This is a genomic window from Pararhizobium sp. P1_E7 (assembly GCF_056405855.1).
In genome coordinates, this window is record NZ_JBFUBH010000148.1 from 1 (window position 1) to 3726 (window position 3726).

Annotated in this window: 3 protein-coding genes; all 3 read right to left on the reverse strand. The window is 57.7% G+C overall.

The window, feature by feature from the left end; all coding sequences use genetic code 11:
* A partial coding sequence (locus AC1D17_RS28045; protein WP_477568500.1) for a cation-translocating P-type ATPase occupies nucleotides 1-1928 on the reverse strand: 1928 nt, incomplete at its 3' end.
* A gap of 342 nt (nucleotides 1929-2270) precedes the next feature.
* On the reverse strand, nucleotides 2271-2933 hold the full coding sequence (locus AC1D17_RS28050) for a CBS domain-containing protein (protein WP_477568501.1): 663 nt from the start codon (nucleotides 2931-2933) through the stop codon (nucleotides 2271-2273).
* A 91-nt stretch (nucleotides 2934-3024) separates the two neighbouring features.
* Nucleotides 3025-3726 (reverse strand): cation transporting ATPase C-terminal domain-containing protein (locus AC1D17_RS28055; protein ID WP_477568502.1); only part of this gene is annotated, 702 nt, incomplete at its 5' end.

Genomic DNA, 3726 nt, shown 5'->3' on the forward strand with positions numbered 1-3726 from the left:
TCTTCCACTCCCGAACGCAGAACATCGAGATCCCGGCTCAGGAGAATGATGTCCGCGCTCTCGCGGGCGACATCGACAGCTCCGGACACCGATATCCCAACATCGGCTGCATGAAGGGCCGGCGCGTCGTTAATTCCGTCCCCCAGGTAGCCGACTGAATGGCCGGATTTCTGCAAGGCGCGCACCACCCGTTCCTTCTGCTGCGGATCAATTTCCACGAAGAGATCGGTGCGGGGCGCAAGGTGCCACAAGGCCTCGTCATTCATGGCTGCGAGTTTTTCGCCAGTCAGCATGGATGTAGCATCCAGACCGACGGCCTCGGCCAGATGCGCCGTGACGTAGCGGTTGTCTCCGCTGATCACTTTAACCCGGATACCGAGCCGGTTAAGGTCCTGGATCGTACGTTGCGCATCTGCCTTGGGAGGATCATAGAACTCGAGGAGCCCTCGGAAGGTCATCTCGCACTCGTTATCACGATCATAATCGGGTTGCGCCGGAACCCTGCGCGTAGCGACGGCCAGAACACGGAAGCCTTGAGCCCCCTTGGCCTTGTAGACTGCCTGGAGTTCAGCCCGCGCCTCGCCCACCAGGGGAACTTCTCGCCCATCGACAGCGATCCAAGAGCAGATGTCGAGCACATTGGAAAAAGCACCCTTGGTGATGAACAGATGTTGGTCGGGTGTGGCATTGTCTAAGACGACAATCGTCAGCCTACGCCGCATGAAGTCAAAGGGGATCTCGTCAATCTTGACGAGGTTTCCGGTCGTCAGCCTGGCGCTTTGGCCGGCTGCCACGATCGCCGCATCAAGGGGATTTTCGATGCCGGTCTCGAAGGCCGCATTGAGAAAGGCGAGCCGCAAAGCTTCGTCCGAGGGGTGGTTCGTGGCGTCGAAGGCGCCATTCAAGACAATAGTGCCTTCGGTCAGGGTCCCGGTTTTGTCGGTACATAGAATGTCCATGCTGCCGAGATTTTCGATCGCATCGAGGCGTCGCACAATAACGCCGCCCTTGCTCATGGCCCGAGCGCCCGCCGAGAGCGTGACGCTGATTATCGCCGGCAGCAGTTCCGGCGACAGCCCGACGGCCAACGCCACAGCGAATAGCAATGATTCTATTACGGGGCGGCCCAGGAGCAGGTTCACCGTCAGCACGAAGAGAACCATGACCATCATTACCCGAAGGAGAAGGTAACCGAACTGCCGGACACCATGGGCGAAATCGGTCTCAGGTGCCTGTGAACTCAGCCTTGCAGCAATTGCGCCGTATTCCGTCTGGCGACCCGTCTTAACCACCAGCATACGTGCCGTGCCACTGCGGACCGAGGTGCCGAGAAACACGGTATTGCTGCGGCTTGCGATGGGTGCGTCGGACGCGATCAAACCAGGACGTTTCTCGACCGGAAATGACTCCCCCGTCATGCTTGCTTCGATGACGAGGAAGTCCTGTGCTTGAAGAACAAGGCCATCTGCCGGGACCAGATTGCCGGCAGACAGACGTACGATGTCTCCCGGCACCAGTGTGCCAGCGGGGACGGTTTCCTCCCTCCCGTCCCGAATCACGGCACAAGTCAACGTAAGGCGCTTCTTCAGCTCCTCCATTGCCGTGGACGCGCGGTATTCCTGGAAAAAACTAAGGAACGAACTACCGAGGACGATCGTCAAGATGATTGCAGCGTCCATCCACTGCTGGAGCACCGAAGAGATCATGGCCGCAAACGCCAGAATGAGCACGAGCGGATTTTCGAACTGGCGAACAAGGAGCCGAAGCGCGCTCAGGCGCGACGTATCTTCGACGCTGTTTGGGCCGACGTGCGCAAGCAAGGCCGCCGCATTTGCGGAAGTCAGGCCGCCAATCCCGGAACCGAGGCTCGCTGTTAGGTCGGATGCCGCTTGGCTCCAGTATGGCAATTYTTCTTTTAGCTCGCCCATCCACGTGCCCGATCTTAAATAAATAGGAGGATAGACGACACTATTCCTCCGTTCTCACCTCACCAATTCAAGGGGCTTGCCAACTTCTTCTAATGTCCAGATGGTCCGCCAACCGTGTTCAAGGCGAATCGGAAGGCCAATCGCGAGGGCAAGACCAAGGCGTGGAATAGGCGAGTTGGAGTTTGCTGCATCCAGTTGCGGGAGAGCAGTGTTACCGATGCCCATGCCGGCTTCCGTTGAACGCCATGCTATTTGCGTGATTATTCCGCATTGCCGGGAAACGACCCAGCGCCCGCAAAGATGCGCAATCCGAACCTGAGGAGCCAGCCATATTCTGCATCGCTAGTGCGCCGCAGTTGGCCGAGCCTTTCGAGTGACAATGCAACTGGCACCGGCGATGGCTTCGGTTGCGATCCTTACTGCTTCGCACGCCGCATCGGATTCGAATTCGCCAATTACCTCCACCACTGAATCCCGGACATTGACCTTCACTTTCTCCCGGCCAAGTCCCAATTCCGCTTGAAGCCGCGTCGAAACTGCCAGCCGTAATGCATCATCACCGCGAGCGACGGAGTCTGGTGTTGCAGAGATGGCCTTGAGCACGTCGCGCCGGCTGACGATTCCCGAGAGTCTTCCGTTCGTGAGGATGGGAATCCGTTTGATATTGTGACGGCGCATCAGAGCGACGATTTCGGCAAGCGTAGTTTGCGGCGAAGCAGCGACGACGTTGGCCGTCATGCAATTTTCGACCGCCCGCCCGTGTTGTTTGACATACCTTTCGAAAAACCCCACGTCGGGTTGTCGTGGTCCGATCTCGTGACAGCCGTTGAACTCGTGCCGCTGCAACAAGTCTCCCTCGGTCAGCAGCCCGCACACGCCTCCAGCATCGTCGACCACCGGAAGGCCGCTTACATCTCGGTCGATCATAACCTGTATCGCCCGTTTGAGGCTCGTCCCGACGGTCACATGAGCTACATTTGTCGTCATCAAGTCCCTGGCAAGCATTATGCGTCTCCTAAGGCTGCTATCATTTCGCGCGTCGCCATCTTTGCGGACTGCGTCGTTCACCGCCTTGATACAGCGCAATTCAACGCACTCAGATCACGGTCGATCTGCGTATCAGCCATTTGTCGAGCTCATTGACGAAAAGAATCGAGGAAGCTGCGACGCAGATCCAGGCCCATTGTGCGAGCGAAATCGGCGTGAGTTGCAGTGTCTCGCGCAACCAGGGAATATACATCGCGGACAGGTGCAGTGTCTGGGACGCGACAATGCTCAAAAGCAGCAGCGGATTGCCCAAAAAGGTCAATGCAAAGATTGACTTGCGTTCTGAGCGACTGAGGAACGTCTGGAAGTTTTCAAATATCACGAAAAGCAGGAGCAGCATGTTTCGTGCTTGCGAAACCTCGTATCCCTGCTGTAGCAGCCACCAGAAGATGGCAAAGCCTCCAACGCCGATAGTCAGAGTCGACAGAACGATCCGGCGAACCATGAGCCGGTCAAAAATCGGTTCCCTCGGGCGGCGGGGCGGTCGCTCCAGTTCATCTCCTTCCGCCTTTTCGCCCGCCAACGCGACATCCTGAATTCCGTTGGTCACCAGATTGAGCCAGAGCAACTGCACCGGTAGCAGGGGCATGGGCAGACCGAGCGGGATCGCCAGCAGGAAAAGCAGCATTTCAGCCGCTCCCGTTGCCACGAGCATGAAGATGACTTTTCGGATATTCGAATAGGCCACACGCCCTTCACGAATACCGCTCACAATGGACGCGAAATTGTCGTCCGACACCACGATGTCGGC

Bases quoted from the DNA above. Each gene is read 5' to 3' on its own strand.
- AC1D17_RS28050 (WP_477568501.1), bottom strand. From the start codon at position 2,933: ATGCTTGCCAGGGACTTGATGACGACAAATGTAGCTCATGTGACCGTC.